Origin of the sequence: Streptomyces sp. NPDC127197, from assembly GCF_042672405.1 — a bacterium.
Lineage (GTDB): Bacteria > Actinomycetota > Actinomycetes > Streptomycetales > Streptomycetaceae > Streptomyces > Streptomyces flavusporus.
In genome coordinates this window covers 47,960-65,831 of the sequence record NZ_JBHXVG010000031.1, presented here as the reverse complement: position 1 = coordinate 65,831, position 17,872 = coordinate 47,960, and the positions used below count along the sequence as shown (strand labels likewise).

Annotated in this window: 14 protein-coding genes; all 14 read right to left on the bottom strand. The window is 71.1% G+C overall.

Going from position 1 to position 17,872, the window contains the following annotated elements; translation table 11 throughout:
* Positions 1–214: 214 nt before the first annotated feature.
* The 14 genes from ACFVJQ_RS34665 to ACFVJQ_RS34600 all read right to left on the bottom strand — a co-directional run bounded on the left by ACFVJQ_RS34665 (position 215) and on the right by ACFVJQ_RS34600 (position 17,608).
* On the bottom strand, positions 215–2,335 hold the full coding sequence (locus ACFVJQ_RS34665) for a PQQ-dependent sugar dehydrogenase (protein WP_385789616.1): 2,121 nt from the start codon (positions 2,333–2,335) through the stop codon (positions 215–217).
* A 260-nt stretch (positions 2,336–2,595) separates the two neighbouring features.
* Entirely contained in the window at positions 2,596–3,759 is a 1,164-nt protein-coding gene (locus ACFVJQ_RS34660) for a sugar phosphate isomerase/epimerase family protein (RefSeq protein ID WP_385789614.1), read from the bottom strand.
* A gap of 53 nt (positions 3,760–3,812) precedes the next feature.
* On the bottom strand, positions 3,813–5,198 hold the full coding sequence (locus tag ACFVJQ_RS34655; protein ID WP_385789612.1) for an alkaline phosphatase family protein: 1,386 nt from the start codon (positions 5,196–5,198) through the stop codon (positions 3,813–3,815).
* Between the two features lie 19 nt (positions 5,199–5,217).
* Complete coding sequence (gene eboE, locus ACFVJQ_RS34650; protein WP_385789610.1) at positions 5,218–6,387, bottom strand: metabolite traffic protein EboE; 1,170 nt, start codon at positions 6,385–6,387, stop codon at positions 5,218–5,220.
* Between the two features lie 3 nt (positions 6,388–6,390).
* Positions 6,391–7,239 (bottom strand): TatD family hydrolase, encoded by an 849-nt coding sequence (locus tag ACFVJQ_RS34645; protein WP_385789608.1) that lies wholly within the window; start codon positions 7,237–7,239, stop codon positions 6,391–6,393.
* Complete coding sequence (locus tag ACFVJQ_RS34640) at positions 7,239–7,877, bottom strand: EboA domain-containing protein (protein ID WP_385789606.1); 639 nt, start codon at positions 7,875–7,877, stop codon at positions 7,239–7,241. Before ACFVJQ_RS34640 ends, ACFVJQ_RS34645 begins: the two co-directional genes overlap by 1 nt.
* Positions 7,874–8,752, bottom strand: coding sequence for a sugar phosphate isomerase/epimerase family protein (locus ACFVJQ_RS34635; protein WP_385512314.1), 879 nt, complete (start codon positions 8,750–8,752; stop codon positions 7,874–7,876). Before ACFVJQ_RS34635 ends, ACFVJQ_RS34640 begins: the two co-directional genes overlap by 4 nt.
* Positions 8,749–9,975: an SCO3242 family prenyltransferase gene (locus ACFVJQ_RS34630; protein WP_385789604.1), complete on the bottom strand. Its 1,227-nt coding sequence runs from the start codon at positions 9,973–9,975 to the stop codon at positions 8,749–8,751. The genes ACFVJQ_RS34635 and ACFVJQ_RS34630 overlap by 4 nt, the downstream gene beginning before the upstream one ends.
* Positions 9,972–11,123: an inositol-3-phosphate synthase gene (locus ACFVJQ_RS34625; RefSeq protein WP_385789602.1), complete on the bottom strand. Its 1,152-nt coding sequence runs from the start codon at positions 11,121–11,123 to the stop codon at positions 9,972–9,974. The genes ACFVJQ_RS34630 and ACFVJQ_RS34625 overlap by 4 nt, the downstream gene beginning before the upstream one ends.
* A gap of 456 nt (positions 11,124–11,579) precedes the next feature.
* Positions 11,580–12,587 (bottom strand): sugar phosphate isomerase/epimerase family protein, encoded by a 1,008-nt coding sequence (locus ACFVJQ_RS34620; protein WP_385789600.1) that lies wholly within the window; start codon positions 12,585–12,587, stop codon positions 11,580–11,582.
* Positions 12,588–12,618: 31 nt separating this feature from the next.
* A complete protein-coding gene (locus ACFVJQ_RS34615; protein WP_385789599.1) occupies positions 12,619–13,833 on the bottom strand; it encodes a Gfo/Idh/MocA family protein in 1,215 nt (404 codons plus the stop codon).
* A gap of 68 nt (positions 13,834–13,901) precedes the next feature.
* Positions 13,902–14,951 (bottom strand): substrate-binding domain-containing protein, encoded by a 1,050-nt coding sequence (locus ACFVJQ_RS34610; RefSeq protein WP_385789597.1) that lies wholly within the window; start codon positions 14,949–14,951, stop codon positions 13,902–13,904.
* Between the two features lie 102 nt (positions 14,952–15,053).
* Positions 15,054–16,088 carry an ABC transporter permease gene (locus tag ACFVJQ_RS34605; RefSeq protein WP_385789595.1) on the bottom strand — a complete coding sequence of 345 codons (1,035 nt, stop codon included), beginning with the start codon at positions 16,086–16,088 and terminating at the stop codon, positions 15,054–15,056.
* Entirely contained in the window at positions 16,085–17,608 is a 1,524-nt protein-coding gene (locus ACFVJQ_RS34600) for a sugar ABC transporter ATP-binding protein (protein ID WP_385789593.1), read from the bottom strand. The genes ACFVJQ_RS34605 and ACFVJQ_RS34600 overlap by 4 nt, the downstream gene beginning before the upstream one ends.
* Positions 17,609–17,872 lie beyond the last annotated feature (264 nt).

Genomic DNA, 17,872 nt, shown 5'->3' with positions numbered 1-17,872 from the left:
GACGCGTCGATGGCGGCGCTGGACCGAGCCCGGCCGGATCACCGGCCGGGCTCGGTCCTGCTCGAACGCCGTCCGGGCACTCCGGCGGCGTCGGAGGTGTTGCCGGTGGGCGCCTGGCCTCCGTGGGGCAGCGAGCGGGACGAGGCGTCGCGGGAGTGGCGACGGGGCGCCGTCCCCAAGGGATGGCGCCCCGCCTCTGTGTCTTGGCCGCCGGTCAGTCGGCCGGTGTCAGCGCGACCTCGGCGCTGCCCGAGAGGGACGGCAGGCCGTCCGGGGGCGTGTCCTTGTAGGTGGCGTTGAAGACCGCCTTGAGGTTGTCCGCACCGGCGTGACCGCCGTCCACGAACGTCTTGAACGATCCGGAGCAGCCGCTGCTCGAGGAGAGCGGATGGCCGTGCGAGTCGTGGCCGAGGATGAACGAGACGGTGACCTTCGAGCAGTCCACCGGCTGGTCGTCGGTGACGGTGACCTCCCAGGTGACCGTGTCACCCCAGTGGAACGCCGTGCCGCCGTGCGGAGCCGGGTCGGTCGTGAGGGAGACGACCGGCGCCTTGTTGCCGACCACGACGGGAACCGACGCGGAGGCCGAGCGTCCGGTGCTGTCGGTGACCTTCAGCGTGGCGTCGAAGACGGCGTTCTTGGTGAACGTGTGCTTCGGGTTCGCCTCCCTGGAGTCCACGGTGCCGTCGGCGTCGAAGTCCCAGGCGTAGCTCAGGGCGTCACCGTCGGCGTCCTTCGTGCCGGCGCTGGAGAACTGGACCGTCAGCGGGCTGGTCCCGTTGACCACGTCCGCGGCGACCTTGGGCTCCGGGGTGCGGTTGCCCCGCGTGAAGTCGATGCGGGACAGCTGGGCCTCGGGCAGCTCCGCGAAGTAGCCGGTGCCGTACTCGAGGACGTACAACGCGCCGTCCGGGCCGAACTCGGCGTCGATCGGGCCGTCGGTGGTGATCGAGGGGATCGCGTCCTCGATCTTCTTGACCTCGTTCCTCTTGCCGAGGGTGATGGCCTTCATCTGGTCGCGGGTCCACTCGTAGAAGAGCGGCTTGCCGTCGAAGTACTCGGGCCAGCGGTTCTCGGCCTTGTTCCGCTTGTCGTACCGGTACGCCGGGCCGCCCATGGGGCCGATGCCGCCCGTGCCGAGCTCCGGGAACTCCTCGGAGGTCCCGTAGCCGTAGACGATCTCCGCGTCCGTGACCGGCGGCAGCTTGCTCAGGCCGGTGTTGTGCCGCGAGTCGTTGACCGGCTCGGCGCAGTCGAACGCGCCGCTCGACTTCTGGGTGGCGAAGTCGTAGTCGTGGTACGGCAGGTCCTGGGTCACGCAGAACGGCCAGCCGTAGTTGGCGGGGCGGTCGATGACCATCCAGCGACCCTGGCCGCCGGGGCCGCGGTTGGGGTTGGCGTTGCGGGCGTCGGGCGAGTAGTCGCCGACGTAGACTTCGCCGGTCTTGTCGTCCACGCCGAAGCGGAACGGGTTGCGCAGACCCATGGCGTAGATCTCGGGGCGGGTCTTCGGGGTGCCTGGCGCGAAGAGGTTGCCGTCCGGTATGACGTAGCCGCCGTCGCGCTTGACCTTGATACGCAGGACCTTGCCGCGCAGGTCGTCGGTGTTGCCCGAGGTGCGCCGCGCGTCGTAGGCCGGGTTGCGGTCGGGGCGGTCGTCGAGTGGGGCGTAGCCGTCCGAGGAGAACGGGTTGGAGTCGTCACCGGTCGACAGGAACAGGTTGCCCTTGTGGTCGAAGTCGATCTTGCCGCCGACGTGGCAGCAGATGCCGCGGTCGGCCGGGACGTCGAGGATCTTCTGCTCGGTGTCGAAGTTGAGCTTGTTGCCCTCGAGCTTGAACCGCGACAGCCGCGTGACGCCCTCGTACTTGGCGAAGTCCTCGGCCGTGCCGAACTGCGGTGCGTCCCCTTCGTTGACGCCCGCGGTGGCCGGGTCGTCCATGGGGGTGTCGAGGCGGGGCGAGTAGTAGAGGTAGACCCAGTGGTTCTTGGCGAAGCCGGGGTCGACGGCGATGCCCTGCACGCCTTCTTCGTCGTGCTGGTAGAGCCCGGCGGGGCTCTTCTTCATGTCGGCGGCAAGGAAGTTCACGCCGCTCTTGGGGTCGTGGATGCGGACCTCTCCCGTGCGCGCCGTGTGCAACACCCGCCGGTCCGGCAGGACGGCGAGGGCCATGGGCTCGCCCGGGCGGTCGTTGAGGGTGACCTTCTGGAAGTCCGACGGGGCCGGCGGTGTGGTGTCTGTTTTGGCGGCTTGGGCTGCGGAGAGGGGCAGGAGCCCGATGGCTCCCGCCAGCGCAGCCGCCCCCACGAGGGTGACGATCCGTCTGTTGCGCACTCAGAACTCCTTTGGTCTGGTCGACGGCTGCAAAAGGCTTGGGGGCTTGGCCCCCGGCCGGCCGCTGCAGAGTGAAGGGCGGGTGAAAAGCCATGCGAAGTACGTGAGTTGGACGCTAGAGCGCCCACTTTCGACCCGTCAAGGACAAAGTTTCAACTTTTTCAGGGAAAGTTTGTCCTGGTATTTCAGATGTTTTCGGGCATGCCCGCATCGCCCGTCCTGTGCCAAGTCCCCGGGCGGGCGATGCGGGTGACGCTCCGTCAGTTGCGCGCGTGCAGGGCCGCGAGGTTGTCGTAGCCGATCCGGGCGAACTCCAGGGACTGGCCGGGAGCGCTCGCGCTCGGCGCGTTGTCCTGCTCGACCATCGGGTTGTGGTAGTTCTTCGCACCCACCCGGGTGAAGAACTTCCGGTAGTCGATGTCCCCCGTGCCGAACGGCACCATGTCGTAGCCCAGGCCGCTCTGGGGGTTGACCACGCCGTCCTTCGCGTGGAAGAGCGGGAAGCGCCTGGTGTTGCGGACCACGAGACCGGCCGGGTCGAAGACCTGCTCACGCTGCGAGCCGTCGTGGGCGGTGTACGTGTGGAACTTGTACTGGGCCACGTGCGCCCAGAAGATGTCCAGCTCCAGATAGACGCTCTTCGGGTCCGTCACCTCCAGGAAGTACTCCAGCTTCCGGATGCCGGAGCTGCGGGTCGGCCGCCCCTGGGCGTCGAGCGGGCCGCCGTCGAGCAGGAAGGCGTAGGCGCTGTCGTGGTTGTGGGTGTAGAGCTTGATGCCCTCGCAGCGGGCGATGGCACCCAGGGTGTTCCACTTCTCCGCGGCGACGTCCCAGTCGGCCCGGTAGGAGCTGCCGGTGGGGTCGCCACCGGTACCCATGTGCTCCATGCCGAGGATGTTGGCGATCTCCAGGGAGCGCTTGAACGTGTCCAGGTCGGACGGGGTCAGCGGCCAGGAGGCCGGGATGAAGCCGTGGCTGCCCTGCGCCCGCAGGCCGTACTCGTCGAGCCAGGAGCGCAGCAGCTTCGCGCCCTCGACGGTGTCCAGGTTCGCGCCGCCGGGCGCGTTGGCGTGCTGGCGGTAGCCGGCGAACTCCACCTGGCGGTAGCCGAAGCGCGACAGCTGCTGGAACACCTCGCGGAAACCGGAGGGCAGGTTCGTGGCCAGCGGGTCGCGGCCCGTCGCGTCACGGACGGTGTAGAGGATGATGCCGCGCTTGTGCGGCGGGACCAGAGCGGAACGGCCCCGGTCCTCGCCGGCGGCTTCGGCCCCGTCCTGCGCCAGCGCAGGCGCGGCGCCGAAGACCGGGGCAGCGATCGCCGCGGCTGCGGCGGCCGTGCAGGTGCTGAGGAAACGGCGGCGGCTGACGCCGAGCGTGCGGCGCAGGGCGTCGGCGGTGACGGCTTCGTCGTTGAACGCGGTCACAGTGGTTCTCTCTTTCGTTGTCACGGTGCTGCGGGTGCCTGACGGCTGCCGCCTCAGGAGAGGCCGGCGAGCCGCAGGAGCAGGGACTTCACTTCGGTGGCCGCTACGCGGCCGGACACTGCGCGGGGGGTGGAGACCAGGACGAGCGGACCTTCTTCGTCGCTCGTGGGGAGGCGGCCGTGGCTGCCGCGAATGGGTGAAGGGTCAAGAGGTACGACGGCAAGCCGGTAACGCATGCCGAGCTTCTTGCGGACCACCGCCTTGGCCGCCTTGAGCCGCACGTAAGGGTCTGCGGGATCCATGAACAGCTCGACGGGGTCGTAGCCGGGTTTGCGGTGGATCTCGACCAGTTGGGCGAAGTCGGGGGCGTGGGCGTCGTCGAGCCAGTAGTAGTACGTGAACCAGGCGTCCGGTTCGGCGACCGCGACCAGTTCCCCGGAGCGCGGGTGATCGAGCCCGTTGGCCTTCTTGCCGTCGTCGTCGAGGATCTCGGCAATGCCCGGCAGGTCCTTCAGTGCCTCGCGGGTGGCCGCGAGGTCCTCGGGCCGGCGGACGTAGACGTGCGCGATCTGGTGGTCGGCGACGGCGAAGGCGCGGGACGCCATCGCGTCGAGGTACTCCATGCCGTCCTGCGAGTGCACCTCGAGCAGACCGGCCCGCCGCAGGGCGCGGTTGATGTCGACGGGGCGGCTGACGCGGGCGATGCCGTACTCGGACAGGGCGACGACCGTGCGGCCCTCGGCGCGGGCGTCGTCGAGCAACGGGCCGATCACCGCGTCTAGTTCGGCGGCGGCGCGGTGGGAGCGGGGGTCGTCGGGGCCGTAGCGCTGCAGGTCGTAGTCGAGGTGCGGCAGGTAGCACAGGGCCAGGTCGGGCCGGCGGGTGCGCAGGATGTGGCGGGTCGTGTCGGCGATCCACCGGCTGGAGACGATGTCCGCGCCCGGTCCCCAGAAATGGAAGAGGGGGAACGTACCGAACTTCTCGGTGAGTTCGTCGTGCAGGGCCGGCGGGCGGGTGTAGCAGTCGGGTTCCTTGCGGCCGTCGGCGTAGTAGACGGGACGGGGGGTGACGGTGATGTCGGTGTCGGCGCCCATGGCGTACCACCAGCAGATGTTGGCCACCGTGTAGCCGGGGTGGGCACGGCGGGCGGCGTCCCACAGTTTGTCGCCGGCGACGAGACCGTTGTGCTGGCGCCACAGCAGTACGTCGCCGAGCTCGCGGAAGTACCAGCCGTTGCCGACGATGCCGTGCTCGCCGGGGAGCACGCCGGTGAGGAAGGTGGACTGCGCGGCGCAGGTGACGGCCGGCAGCACGGTGGACAGGTTCGCCTGCGAGCCGGAGGCCGCCAACGCCTTGAGGCGGGGCATGCGGTCGAGGAGCCGGGGGGTGAGGCCGACGACGTCCAGGACCAGAAGGGGGGTGGGGCGCTTGTCGCTCATGGAAGGTCCTTCACGTCCGTCACGGCAGTTCCTTCAGGCCGAGGTCGGTGAGCAGGTCGCGGGCGAGGGCCAGTTCGGCGGCGATGCCCTCGACGAGCTGGGTCCTGGTGCGCGGGCGCAGCTCGGGCGGGAGGGCCTGCCAGGTGTAGGTCTCGACCTCGAGATGACGGGTGCGCGGCTCCATGCCTCCCACCAGCAGGGTCAGCACGTCCTGGAGCACGTGCAGAGTGGAGGTGAGCGGTGCTGCGGGCGGGGCGTGCAGGGGGACGTGGAAGTGGGCACGCCAGGGCGTGTCGTCGGGCAGGGCCTCGCCGGCCAGCGCCTCGCCGAGGTCGTCGGTGCCGCGCAGTCCGGCGGCCGTGAGGGTGCGGGTCTGGTGCAGGAAGCGCGGTTCGGCAAAGCCCGCGAGGGCGTCGCGGACCTCCGGCAGACGGGGTTCCTCGGCGTGCAGGGCGGCCGAGAGCTGCGCCTTGTGGACGCCGACACCGGCCGCGTCGAGCGCGGCCAGCGCCGTCTCCGGGTCCTCGAAGGAGGTGGCGAGATGGCAGGTGTCGACGCACACGCCGATACGGTGGCCGGGCAGCGCGGTGAGCGGTCCGATCGCGTCGGCGGTAGTCTCCACCGTGCAGCCGGGCTCCGGTTCGAGGGCGATACGGATCGACTTGCCGGTCAGCTCCTGAAGCGCGTCGAGCCGCTGCGCCAGGGTGGTCAGTGCCGCACCGGCGGTGGCGGCGGCGCGCTCGTCGAAGCCGGTCCGCCAGGCGAGCGGAAGGGTGGAGACGGTCCCCTCGGTGACGTCGTCCGGCAGGAGCGCCGTCAGGAGCCGGGCCAGGTCGGTGGTGTGCGCGAGGCGTTCGGTGTCGGCCCAGTCGGGCTTGTAGACGCGGTACTTGACCTCCTCCGCGCTGAACCCCTCGTAGGGAAATCCATTCAGCGTGACGACTTCGAGGCCGCGCCGGTCCAGCTCGGCCCGAAGTTCCCGCAGCGCCACCGGGTCGGTGATCAGCGCGCGTGCGGCGTCCTTGGCGAGCCACAGGCCGATGCCGAGGCGGTCGCGTCCCAGGTATTTGCGGACCGGCTCGCAGTGGTCGCGCAGCTGGGCGAAGACCCCGTCGAGGGTTTCTGCGGGGTGGACGTTGGTGCAGTAGGCGAGGTGGACGGTGGAGCCGTCAGGGTGCCGGAAGCGCATGGCTCACTCCCCGCCGCGCTGGATGGAGTTGCCCTCGTGCAGGCTCTCCGGCTTCGGGACGTCGAGCCGGAGACGGCCGCTGAGTCCGTAGAAGGCGACCGGGTTGCGCCACAGCACCTGGTCGACGTCGTCCTCGCCGAAGCCGGCCGCGAGCATGGCGTCGGCGACCTTGCGGGTCTTCAGCGGGTCGCTCTTTCCCCAGTCGGCGGCCGAGTTGACGAGGACCTTCTCCGTTCCGTACGTCCTCAGGATCGTGACCATGCGGTCCTCGTCCATCTTGGTGTCCGGGTAGACGGAGAAGCCGAGCCAGCAGCCGCTGTCCTTGGCGTGCTCGACGGTCGTCTCGTTGAGGTGGTCGAGCAGCACGCGCTCCATGGGCAGTTCCGACTCGCGGACGACGTCGACGGTGCGGTGCAGCCCGGCGAGCTTGTCGCGGTGGGGCGTGTGGACGAGGGCGGGCAGACCGTGGTCGGCGGCGAGCTGGAGCTGGGCGGCCAGCGCGGTGTCCTCGGCCGGTGTCATGGCGTCGTAGCCGATCTCGCCGACGGCGACGACGCCGTCCTTGACGAGGTAGCGGGGCAGGGCGTCCAGGACCGGCGTACAGCGGGGATCGTTGGCCTCTTTGGGGTTGAGGGCGATGGTGCAGTGGTGGGCGATGCCGTACTGGGCGGCGCGGAAGGGTTCCCAGCCGAGCAGGGCGTCGAAGTAGTCGAAAAAACTGGCCGGGGAGGTGCGGGGCTGGCCGAGCCAGAAGGACGGCTCGACGACGGCGCGCACACCGGCGGCGTACATCGCCTCGTAGTCGTCGGTGGTGCGGGACGTCATGTGGATGTGGGGGTCGAAGATACGCATCAAAGCTCCTTGGGCTTGTCACCCGTCAGGGTCAGCACGCGACCGAGATCATGGGGGACGTCGCGGCCGGCGGAGGTCCGCTCGGCGGCGTAGTCGGTGAGCATGCGGGCCAGTTCGCCGTCGCCGGCCGCCCGCTGCGCCAAGCTCGCGACCGCGTCGAGCGGGACGCCGGTGAACAGGCACTTCAGGACGGCGTGGCGCCAGGCGTGCGGGTCGAGGTGGGCGGCGGCGTAGGGGCCGACGGCTGCGGCGACAAGGCTGGTGTCGTTGGAGCGCAGGGCGTCCTCGACGAGGTGCACGGCATGCGGCCCTTCGACCAGAGCCGGCAGCGCCCGGAGCACGGCGCGGCGTTCGGCAGCACTGCCGTGCTGGTAGAGCCGGGTCAGGGTCTCGAGTCCCGCCCGGACCTCGACCAGCAGGAGCGTACGGACGGCGTCCGCGTTGTTGTGGCCGCAGTGCCGCCCGGCGGCGGCGAACCGCAGCTCCCAGGTGTGGGCGATGTACGGGGAGGGAGCCGCCTGGGGTGCTTCGGCCGCGCCCGCGGCGTCGGCCAGCGCCTCGTCGAACCAGGCGCGCGCGGTGTCGTCGGGCAGCGCCGCGTCGATGTCCCCGCGGGTCCAGGGAGGTGGTTGCGTCATGGTGCCGGCGCTCCCTTCGTGGCGGTGGCTGCCGCGGTCCGGAGGAACTCGATGGAGGATCGGGCCAGTTCAGGCCCGGCGTGGGAGTGGCGGGGCAGCTCGACGACGGTGAGGCCCTGGTAGCCGGTGGCGGCGAGCGCGTCCAGCACGGGCGGGAAGTCGATCTCGCCGTCGCCGAACGGCAGATGCTCGTGCACCCCGCGGCGCATGTCCTCGATCTGCACATGCCGCAGCCAGGGCGCGACCGCACGGACGCACTCGGCGGGCGGGGCCGGCTCCAGGCACTGGCAGTGGCCGATGTCGAGGGTCAGGCCGAGAGGAGAAGGGCTGCCGAGCAAGGTGCGCAGGTGATGGAAGTCGGCGAGGGTGGCAAGGAGGTGTCCCGGCTCGGGTTCGATCGCGATCGGCACGCCGGCGGCGGCTGCGGCGTCGAGCACGGGCAGGAGCGCCTCCTCCAGGCGCTGCCACGCGGTGTCGTCGTCGGTGCCGGGCGGGGTGATGCCGCTGAAGCAGTGCACGGCGTGCGCCCCGAGGTCCGCCGCGACCCTGACCGCTGTGATCAGCAGCCGGGTGCGGGCGGCACGGCCCTCAGGGTCCGCCTCCAGCAGCGACGGACCGTGCTTGCGATGCGGGTCGAGTACGTAACGGGCGCCCGTCTCGACGGTCGCGGTGAGACCGAGTTCGCCGAGCCGACGGGCGACGTGGGCGGTACGGGCGGCGAGATCGGGGGCGAGCGGGTCGAGGTGCATGTGGTCGAGCGTGAGCCCGACGCCGTCGTAGCCCAGGTCTGCGAGCAGGCCGAGGGCGTCGTCGAGGCGGAGGTCGGTGAGGCCGTTGGTGCCGTAACCGAGGCGGAGTCGCTGCTGACGGCTCATGTGAGGCTCACCTTCCGTGCGAGCGTGCGGGCCAGGGGTACGAGCCCCAGCAGGGCGAGCCCGGTGGCACCCGCTCCGGACCGGGCGACGAGCGCGGCCTGGAGCGGGATCATGGCGCGGATCCCGCCGCCGACGGCGCGCTGCGTGAGAGGCGGGGACGGGTTGAGGGCGGCGTGCAGGCAGGGAATGGCGGCGGTACGGACGTACGCGGCGGCCAGCAACGCCGGGATGAGCCCTGCCGTCCCGCGTGTCCGTGCCAACAGCAGGCCGAGCGCGGTTGTCGCACCGAGCGCGGCGAGGGGGGCGAGCGTCGAACCGCCGTGCGCCTCGTGCCGCGAGACGGCAGTGACGGCGTAGGTATGGGCGGCCAGCGCGGCGGCGGGGGCCGCGACGCGCAGGGCAGCACTGGGCGTGGCGGAAGGTGGCCCACCCCATGCCTTCCCGTAGCCGTGCCCCTGACGGGACATTGGGGCCCCGGCGCCGGCCTCGCCCCGCCGCGTGCGGGCGTCCGGGGCGGAGAGCGCCGGGCCGGCAGCGGGAGCAGTCACGTCCGGACCGGACGGCGCTGTGGCGCCGCCCCGGTGGGGCAGCGGGCCACGAGCGCGCGCGGACGGTGCCGTGCCGGCGGCTCCTCGGCCGGACCGCGTCTTGGTGGGCGCCGACATGGTTGCCGTGGCGCCGAGCAGGAGGTCCAGGGCGCGGGCCGCGGCCATCGCCGCCGGGGCCGCGTGGGTGTGCTTCAACCGGAGGTCGTACGCCCAGACTGTGGCGGTCAGGGCCGTCGCCACCGCGAGTGCGGGGCGGCCGGCGCGGGCGGCGCACGTCAGGCCCGCCGCGGTCAGGAGTCCGGCCGCACCCAGCGCCGCCGTCGGGGAGATACGGCCGGAGGGGACGGGACGCTGGGGGCGGTCGACGGCGTCCTCGTCGCGGTCGGCCCAGTCGTTGAGCGCCATGCCCGCCTCGTAGAGGCAGAGCGAGGCGCCCACGGCGTACGCCGTGCCCCGGTTGGGCCGCAGCCCGGCGGCCGCGGCGCCGGCGAGGGCGTCACCGGGCACGGTGAACAGCGCAGAGACACGCAGCAGTTCGGCCCAGTCCCGCAGTCGCGCGCGTCGCCCGCGCCCCGGTGCGGCGCCCACGGGGCCCTGACCGTTCCCGGGTCGGGTGGGCTTCGGGGCGGGCACCGGTGCGGGTGGGGCGAGACGGGACAGGAGGGAGCGGATCACTTCCCCTCCCGCAGGCGGTCGGCGAACGCCAGCAGCGCGGTGAACTGCTCCGAGAGGCCCGACGGACCTGCGTCGGGGTCCTTGAAGTAGAAGCCCAGTTCCGGGAGCGGGCCGGACAGGCCCGCCTCGTGGGCGCGGGCGACCAGGCGGGCCAGGTCCAGCACGAGCGGTGCGGCCAGGGCCGAGTCGCAGCCCTGCCAGATGGTCTGGAGGATCATCCGCGAGCCGAGGAAGCCCTCGAAGGCGATGTGGTCCCAGGCGGTCTTCCAGTCGCCGAGCGCCGGCACGTCGTCGATGTGCACCTCGCCCTCCGGCGTGTGCCCGAGGGTTTCGGCCAGGACGCGCTCCTTGCCGGCGTTCTTCGCCGCGGCCGCCCCCGGGTCGGCCAGCGCCGCCCCGTCGCCGCCGCCCAGCAGGTTGGTGCCGGACCAGGCCCGCACGTACAGGGCGCGCTGGACGAACATCGGGGCGAGCACGGCCCGCAGCAGCGTCTGGCCGGTCTTGCCGTCACGGCCCGCGTGGGGAAGTCCACTGGCCGCGGCGGCGTCCGTGAGGACCGGGGTGCGCAGCCCGGTGGACGGCGTGAAGTTGACGTAGGGGCAGCCGGCTCGCAGGGCGGCGGCCGCGTAGAGGGAGCTGGGCGGCAGCCGTACGGCGTCGGGCGCGGGCAGCGGCTCCGTGGAGGAGACGTTGACGACGACCACCCGCGCCAGTGCGTTGCGCAGGCGGAACGAGGTGAGGTCGGCGGCGAAGTGGGTGATGAGTTCCTCGTCGCTGCACGTGTCACCAGGGAGCGGGCCGCCGGGCCGTATCTCCTCGTCCGCGGCCTGAAGTTCGGCGCGTACGGCGGAGGCGAGGCCGTGCGGCAGGACGCCCGCGCCGGTGAGGTGTTCGGCCCGCTTGGGCAGCGGGCAGTCGGCGGTGTCGTGGCCGCCGAAGACGAGTGAGTCCAGGGGCGGCAGGCCGGTGCCGTGGAACGGTGGTGTCTCGGTGACCATGCCGGTCGGCGGATGCAGTCCGGCGGTGACCGCCGCGCATCCGGCGACGGCGGTGGTGGCCACCGATCCGCGGGCTCCGACGAACCAGACACCGGTGCGTGCGGTCCGCCCGCCGCTCCGGGGCTGCGATGCGTTCCCGTCGTTGTTCACGGGCTGCCTCCCTGCCATGGCGATGTTCCGATGTGGTTGGAGGACGGTGGGCGGGGGCTCGAGGGCCTCCCCGCCCGCCGTCGGCATGTGGGCGGGCTTTGGCCGCGGCCTAGGAGGGCAGCCCCGTGGTCGGCGCGGTTACGGCGAGCGAGTCGGCGGCGAGAAGGCCGCCGGTGAGAAGTGCGGGGTCCCTGGGTGCCCTTGACTCTGTGCTGTGCACGGATGTCCTCCGTAGGCCGGTCGAACGAGGGAAGGTGAGCTGTGACGCGCTGTCACTCGCGAACCCACCTGTAGCTCCTGTGCACGAGAGGGGACCGTAGCCCGGTTCGTCCTCGACGGAAAGACCTTGCGCAACAAGGAAGTCGAACTTTTTCCAGATCGAGGACAAAGGCGTGTCCGGGCAGCCCGGACCGGCCCGGCGGCTCTCCCGCCACCGGGCCTTGACCTGGCCGGTGCCTAGTTGTCGCCGCCCGCGAAGGCGGCGTCGAAGGACGCCGAGGGCGGGTCGAAGTCGAACCGCTTCAGATCGGCGAGTGCTTGCGGCGCACCCATGAGGCGGTCCATGCCGGCGTCCTCCCACTCCACGGAGATCGGACCGTCGTAACCGATCGAACGCAGCATCCGGAACACGTCCTCCCAGGGGACGTCGCCGTGCCCGGCGGAGACGAAGTCCCAGCCGCGCCGCGGGTCGCCCCAGGGCAGATGGGAGCCGAGCCGCCCGTTGCGCCCGTCCAGACGCTTGCGGGCCTCCTTGCAGTCGACGTGGTAGATCCGGTCCCGGAAGTCGTAGAGGAAGCCGACCGGGTCCAGGTCCTGCCAGACGAAGTGGCTGGGGTCGAAGTTGAGCCCGAAAGCCGGCCGGTTGTCCACCGCCTCCAGGGCGCGTCGGGTGGTCCAGTAGTCGTAGGCGATCTCGCTGGGATGGACCTCGTGGGCGAAACGGACGCCCTCGGCGTCGAACACGTCCAGGATCGGGTTCCAGCGTTCCGCGAAGTCCTCGTAGCCGCGCTCGATCATCCGTTCCGGTACCGGCGGGAACATCGCCACCAGATGCCAGATCGACGATCCGGTGAAACCGACGACCGTGTCGACGCCGAAGGCGGCCGCGGCACGCGCCGTGTCCTTGATCTCGGCAGCGGCCCGCTGGCGTACGCCCTCCGGCTCCCCGTCGCCCCAGATGCGGGCGGGCAGGATGCCCTGGTGCCGTTCGTCGATGGGGTTGTCGCAGACGGCCTGGCCGACGAGATGGTTGGAGATCGCCCAGCAGCGGAGGCCGTACTTCTCCAGCAGGGCGTGCCGGCCGGCCAGGTAGGACGGGTCGGCCAAGGCCTTGTCGACCTCGAAGTGGTCGCCCCAGCAGGCGAGTTCGAGACCGTCGTAGCCGAAGTCGCGGGCCAGCCGGCAGACCTCCTCCAACGGCAGATCGGCCCACTGACCGGTGAACAGGGTGAACGGGCGTGGCATGGCGCCTCCGATCGGGGTTCCTGCCGGATCTCTACCGGCCTTCGGCCTCGACGGCCTGGACAGGGGTGTAGACGGCGTTCTTCTGCGCGCTCTCCTCCACCGCGGCGAGCACCCGCTGCACCTGCAGACCGTCGGCGAACGACGGCATCGGGTCGGTGCCGGACGCGATGGCCTCGACCAGGTCGCGGGCCTGGTGGGCGAAGGTGTGCTCGTAGCCGAGCGCGTGGCCCGGCGGCCACCAGCCCTCCAGGTACGGGTGCTCGGCCTCGGTGACGACGATCCTGCGGAACCCGGCCGTGGCGGCGGGCTCCCGGTGGTCGTGGAAGGACAGCTCGTTGAGCCGCTCGAGGTCGAAGGCGAGCGAACCGAACTCGCCGTTGACCTCCAGCCGCAGGGCGTTCTTCCGCCCGGACGCCATCCGGGTCGCCTCGAACGTGGCGAGCGCCCCCGAGGAGAGCCGGCCGGTGAACACGGCCGCGTCGTCGACCGTGACCGGCCCGCGCCGGGCGCCGCCGGAAGCGGTCAGACCGGCGGAGGCACCGTCGATGCGGGGGCGTTCCGTCACGAACGTCTCCATCTGGGCGGAGACCCCGACCAGCACGTCACCCGTCAGGTACTGGGCGAGGTCGACGATGTGCGCGCCGAGGTCGCCGAGCGCCCCCGACCCCGCGTGCTCCCGCTGCAGCCGCCACGTCAGCGGGAAGTCGGGGTCGACCAGCCAGTCCTGGAGGTAGCTGACCCGTACGTGGCGCAGCGTGCCGAGCCTGCCGTCCGCGATGAGCCGGCGTGCGTAGGTGAGGGCGGGCACGCGCCGGTAGTTGAAGCCCACCATGGCCAGCTGCCCGCGCGCGCGGGCCGCTTCGGCGGCCGTGACCATGGCCTCCGCCTCGGCGACCGAGTTGGCCAGGGGCTTCTCGCACAGCACGTGCTTGCCCGCCTCCAGGGCCGCGATCGCGATCTCCGCATGGCTGTCGCCCGGTGTGCAGATGTCGACGAGTTGCACGTCGTCGCGGGCCACGAGGGCGCGCCAGTCGGTCTCCGCCGCGGCCCAGCCGTGCTTGTCGGCCGCCGCCCGCACGGCGTGCGCGTCGCGGCCGGCGATCGCGGCCAGGACCGGCCGCAGCGGCAGGTCGAACACGTGCCCCACGGTGCGCCATCCTTGTGAGTGCGCGGCGCCCATGAACGCGTAGCCGACCATGCCCACGCCGAGTGCCGGCGGTGCGGTCCGACCGTCCCTCTGTTCCATACGGATTCCTCCTCGTCGGAGTGTCACTGACTCATCGTTGTGTTCGTGGGGCACGAGGCCCGGACCGGTCAGATGAAGCCGGTCGGCAGGTACTGGTCGACGTTGTCCTTGGTGACCACGGCCGAGTAGAGGGTCAGCGAGGACGGGATCTCGAACTCGGCGAGGCCGCCGACACCCTTGCCCTGGCCGAGCGCCCGGGCGAGATCGATGGCGGAGGCGGCCATCGTCGGCGGGTACAGGACGGTCGCCTTGAGCACGCTGTTGCCGGCCTTGATGGCGTCCATCGCGGACTTGGCACCCGCTCCGCCGACCATCAGGAAGTCGTCGCGGCCGGCCTGCTCGATGGCGCGCAGCGCGCCCACGCCCTGGTCGTCGTCGTGGTTCCACAGAGCGTCGAACTTCGACTGGGCCTGGAGCAGTTGCGCCATCTTGGCCTGGCCGGACTCGACGGTGAAGTCGGCCGCCTGGCGGGCCACCTTCTTGATGTTGGGGTAGTTCTTCAGGGCGTCGTCGAAGCCCTGGGTGCGCTGCTGGGTCAGCTCCAGGTTGTCGAGCCCTGCGAGTTCGACGACGCGGGCGTTCGGCTTGTCCTTGAGTTGCTCGCCGATGTAGTGGCCGGCGTTGAGGCCCATGCCGTAGTTGTCGCCGCCGATCCAGCAGCGGTACGCCTGCGGCGAGTTGAAGATCCGGTCGAGGTTGACGACCGGGATGCCCGCGCGCATCGCCTTGAGCCCGACCTGGGTGAGCGCCTTGCCGTCGGCGGGCAACACCACCAGCACGTCGACCTTCTTGTTGATGAGGGTCTCGATCTGGCCGATCTGCTGGGCGGTGTCGTTGGAACCCTCGGTGATCTCCAGCGTGACGTCGGAGTACCTCTCCGCACGCGACTTGGCGTTGTCGTTGATGGCGTTGAGCCAGCCGTGGTCGGCCTGCGGGCCGGCGAAGCCGATGGTGACGGGCTTGCCCGGCTTGTCGTCCGCGACCGGGGCGGCGTTGTCCGCGGCCGCTTCCTGGTTCGTGGGCTCGTTGCTGGTGCAGGCCGTCAGCAGCGCGCCGGAGGAAACGGCTGCGGCGCCGAACAGCAGTGCTCTGCGGCTGGTGGCGGGGATTCTTGCCATGGCGGATCGACCCTTCGACTGGGCGGTGTGCGTCAGATGGAGCAGGTGGGGGTGCCGGACGGCGGGGTCAGGGCCCGCCGTCCGGCGGTGTGCTGCACGGCGTCAGGCGTCGCCGCCGCGCAGTGAGCGGCGCTGGACCAGGACGGCGGCGACGATGATCGCGCCCTTCGCGATCTGCTGGACAGCGGTCTCGAGGTTGTTCAGCGCGAAGATGTTGGTGATCGTGGTGAAGATCAGGACGCCGAGGACGGAGCCGACGATGGTGCCGCGACCGCCGCTGAGCAGGGTGCCGCCGATGATCGCCGCGGCGATGGCGTCCAGCTCGTAGAGGTTGCCGTTGGTGTTCTGACCCGAGCCGGCGAGCACGATCAGCATGAACGCGGCGATACCGCAGCACAGGCCGGACAACAGGTACAGGTACAGGCGCTGGCGGCGGACATCGATGCCGGAGAGGCGCGCGGCTTCCGCATTGCCGCCGACGGCGACGGTGCGGCGGCCGAAGGTGGTGCGGTTGAGCACCAGCCAGCCGATGACGGTGACCGCGGCGAAGACCAGGACCAGGGGCGGGATGCCGAGGATGTAGGCGTCCCTGACACCGAGATCGAGCACCGATTCGACGGTCACGACCTGGGTGCTGCCGTCCGTGATCTGCAACGCCAGGCCCCGGGCGGAGGCAAGCATGGCCAGCGTCGCGATGAACGGCACCATCCTGCCGTAGGCGACCAGCATGCCGTTCACCAGACCGCAGCCCACACCGACGGTCACGGCGGTGAAGAGGATGCCCGCGAAGCCGAACTCCTGCGTGGCCACGGTCGTCGCCCACACCGAGGCGAGCGCCACGATCGCGCCGACCGACAGGTCGATCCCGCCGCTGGTGATGACGAACGTCATGCCGACGGTGACGACACCGATCACGGACGCCTGGGTGAGGACGAGTTGCAGATTGCTCGTCGCCAGGAACTCCTCCGGCGCGGTGATCCCACCGACCACGACGAGTACGGCGAGGACGCCGAGCAGCGACAGACTGCGCACGTCCCACCGCAGACCGAGCGGTCGGCGCGAACTCTCCTTGTCCCCCGCGGACTTGGCGGCGGACGTCGGCGCTTCCTGCTGCGCCGCAGTGGCCGGCTGCGTCATGGCGTCGGGCTCCCTTCCATCACAAGATCAAGTACACGGTGCTCGTCGAGCTCCCGGGCGTCCGCCGTGTGCACGACGCTGCCTTCCCGCAGCACCAGCACCCGGTCGGCGAGGCCCAGGACTTCGGGCACCTCACTGGACACGAGAAGTACGGCCAGGCCCTCGTCGGCCAGCCGGCGAATCACTGCGTAAAGCTCCGCCCGGGCGCCGATGTCGACACCCCGGGTCGGCTCGTCCAGCAGCAGCACTTTGCAGCCGCGCAACAGCCAGCGTGCGAGCACCGCCTTCTGCTGGTTGCCGCCGGACAGCGTCCGGATCGCGGCGTCGGGATTGTCGGGCCGCAAGGACAGCTCCCGAACCGCCTGGTGCGCCGCGGCGCGCTCGGCACGCCGGTCGAGCCAGCCCGCGCGGGAGAACCGGGACAGGGTGGCGACCGAGACGTTGCTGCTGACGGACTCCAGCATCAGCAGGCCCTGCGCCTTGCGTTCCTCGGGCGCGAGGCCGATGCCGGCGCGGACGGCGGCGCGGACACTGCCGGGGCGCAACGGGGTGCCGTCGACGAGGACACGGCCGCCGTCGGCCCTGCGAGCTCCGTAGATCGTCTCCAGGATCTCGCTGCGTCCGGAACCGACGAGCCCGGCCAGACCGACGATCTCACCGGGCCGCAGCTCCAGATCGACGGGCGCGAACTCGCCGCGCCGGGTCAGCCCTTCGACCGTCAGCACCGGTTCCCGCCCCGCGGCGAACCCCGCCTGGGGGCGCTCGGGGAAGACGTACTCGACGTTCCGGCCCGTCATCAGAGCCACGACCTCATGGGTCGGAGTCGTCTTGGCGGGCAGACCGCCGGCGACGGCCCGTCCGTCCTTCAGGACGGTGACCCGGTCGCCGATGCGGCGGATCTCCTCAAGACGGTGGGAGATGTAGACGACGGCGACACCGTCGGCCGTCAGATCGCCCACGATCCTGAAGAGGTTGTCGACCTCGTCGGGGTCGAGCGCCGCAGACGGCTCGTCCATCACGATCAGCCGAACCTCATGGGACAGCGCGCGGGCCATCGAGACGATCTGCTGCTGCGCCGCGGACAGGTCGCCGACGAGCCGCGAGGGATCGATCTCCGAGTGCCCGAGACGTTTCAGCAACTCCGCGGTCGCCGTACGGGCGGCGGAGCCGCGTACGACGAACCCGGCGGACGTGGGTTCGTGCCCGAGGAAGACGTTCTCCGCGACGGACAGCCCCTCGATCAGATCGAGTTCCTGATAGATGGTGGCGATACCCAGACGCATGGCGGCGATCGGCGACCCCAAGGTCACAGGCTCGCCCCGCCACGTGATCTCACCGCCGTCGGGCTGGTGAGCTCCGGCGAGCACTTTGATCAAAGTTGATTTGCCGGCGCCGTTCTGGCCGAGGAGGCAGTGGACTTCGCCGGCCTGGACTTCAAGGTCCACACCGTCCAGGGCGCGGACGCCCGGGAACGACTTGGTGATACCGGACACGGTGAGCAGGGGTGGTTGTGGTGCCATGGGAATCCCCTCGGGCGGGTGCGGGCCGTGAGCGGGCAGGGCTGGACAGGGCGGTTCGGGTACATGGGCGGCTCTGGGGCGCCCCTGGCATCGTGTGCGCCGGGGCGTAGGGGTTGGGCAAGACAGGGCGGCGTACGGGCTGAGCAGGGCAGGGCAGGCCTGACGGCCCGGCGAGTAGTGCGGTGGTGGGAGCCGGTCACCGAGGCGTGGTGCCGTGGTACGGCGGTGGTTTGGGCGGTGCGGCGGCTCTATGGGTGTTGCGAG

Coding starts and splice junctions, on each gene's coding strand:
- ACFVJQ_RS34655 (WP_385789612.1), bottom strand. CDS start 5,198: ATGAGCGACAAGCGCCCCACCCCCCTTCTGGTCCTGGACGTCGTCGGC.
- eboE (WP_385789610.1), bottom strand. CDS start 6,387: ATGCGCTTCCGGCACCCTGACGGCTCCACCGTCCACCTCGCCTACTGC.
- ACFVJQ_RS34645 (WP_385789608.1), bottom strand. CDS start 7,239: ATGCGTATCTTCGACCCCCACATCCACATGACGTCCCGCACCACCGAC.
- ACFVJQ_RS34640 (WP_385789606.1), bottom strand. CDS start 7,877: ATGACGCAACCACCTCCCTGGACCCGCGGGGACATCGACGCGGCGCTG.
- ACFVJQ_RS34635 (WP_385512314.1), bottom strand. CDS start 8,752: ATGAGCCGTCAGCAGCGACTCCGCCTCGGTTACGGCACCAACGGCCTC.
- ACFVJQ_RS34620 (WP_385789600.1), bottom strand. CDS start 12,587: ATGCCACGCCCGTTCACCCTGTTCACCGGTCAGTGGGCCGATCTGCCG.
- ACFVJQ_RS34615 (WP_385789599.1), bottom strand. CDS start 13,833: ATGGAACAGAGGGACGGTCGGACCGCACCGCCGGCACTCGGCGTGGGC.
- ACFVJQ_RS34610 (WP_385789597.1), bottom strand. CDS start 14,951: ATGGCAAGAATCCCCGCCACCAGCCGCAGAGCACTGCTGTTCGGCGCC.
- ACFVJQ_RS34605 (WP_385789595.1), bottom strand. CDS start 16,088: ATGACGCAGCCGGCCACTGCGGCGCAGCAGGAAGCGCCGACGTCCGCC.
- ACFVJQ_RS34600 (WP_385789593.1), bottom strand. CDS start 17,608: ATGGCACCACAACCACCCCTGCTCACCGTGTCCGGTATCACCAAGTCG.